The 1,151-nt window shown below is 33.0% G+C and carries 2 protein-coding genes; both read right to left on the bottom strand.

Annotated features, from left to right (window positions below; genetic code table 11):
- Positions 1 to 528: hypothetical protein (locus N7931_RS19255; RefSeq protein ID WP_262795960.1), on the bottom strand; the 528-nt coding region annotated here is incomplete at its 3' end.
- A 438-nt stretch (positions 529 to 966) separates the two neighbouring features.
- On the bottom strand, positions 967 to 1,151 hold a 185-nt coding region (locus N7931_RS19260; RefSeq protein WP_262795961.1), incomplete at its 5' end, for a hypothetical protein.

A 1,151-nucleotide genomic window follows, 5' to 3' on the forward strand; every position in this document is an offset into this window, starting at 1 on the left:
ACAGTGGTACTGAGACTCTATAATATAAGAAATTTTATCGTCGGTATAAGCATAAGATTCGTAACAAATATACCTATTCCCTTTTATAATGTCTGGAAGTGTATGCCTACACTTTACTGATTCTGACTTATCAGTATACTTTTTTTCATCAACTATAACATCTGATACGCTACTTGATAACTTATACTGAAAACAAGATTTACTTCTTATACAATCAACATCCGTTTTATTTACATTATCGAATCCAAAAGAAAATCTATCACTCACGGTATATAACCTGTAATTAAAATCGAGTTCTCTTTCCATAAATTTCTGAGATAAAAAAGTCAAACTTTCTATAGGTGTTGGTATCTCCAAATATATGTCTTCTGTGACTTTTACTTTCAGAGGAGCAACTATCAGCATATTGGCTGATGCAATGTTCACATACAGGCAAATGAAAGCTAAGAGTATTAATTTAATTAAATACCTTAAACAAAATTTGCTATAACCTTTGAGTTCAAAAATTATATTGTTATCAATCTTCATAAGCGCTCCTGTTAGCTTTTTCTTGCTCAACTTGTTCTTCACTTAACCCTAGATTATCAGCATTTTTTATAACGTGGTCGTAAGCTTTTCTTTAATTGCTTTTGAAAATTTGGATAATCTACAACGGCCGAGGGTAACACCTGAAGAAGTCAAAAACCTGTTCACCGATTTGATTTTTACCAGACAAACCCCAAAGGGTCAGACAAGCAAGATTCGAGGCTTGGGTTAAATATATCTTACAAACTGGCCATGAATATGTGTGGGCTATTAAAAGTTTCCAGTGAGCTAGGAAAAGGTCCTACGTTTTCGTTAATCATCCCTAGAAGTATCAGGCATTTGCAGTAAATGAAATTACCAACCCCTTAAATTATATCAGCCATAGCCTGACACAAATCTGCAAACCTATTTGTGATATTGACGATTTATAGGCTGGAAATATCAAAATTCTGGTGTGGTTTGGCTAAATTCATAACGTCCAGTACCAATGTATTTTATATTAAACCCCTTTAAATACTCTAGAATGTTTTTTTCATTATGTTCACCAGTTAAATCTAGCATGTCATCAAATTGAACTTTTCCGTGCTTAACTGTTTGAGAAATATAGTTAGCCATCGTATTACAGT

Origin of the sequence: Catenovulum sp. 2E275 (assembly GCF_025515275.1) — a bacterium.
Classification (GTDB): Bacteria; Pseudomonadota; Gammaproteobacteria; order Enterobacterales; family Alteromonadaceae; genus Catenovulum.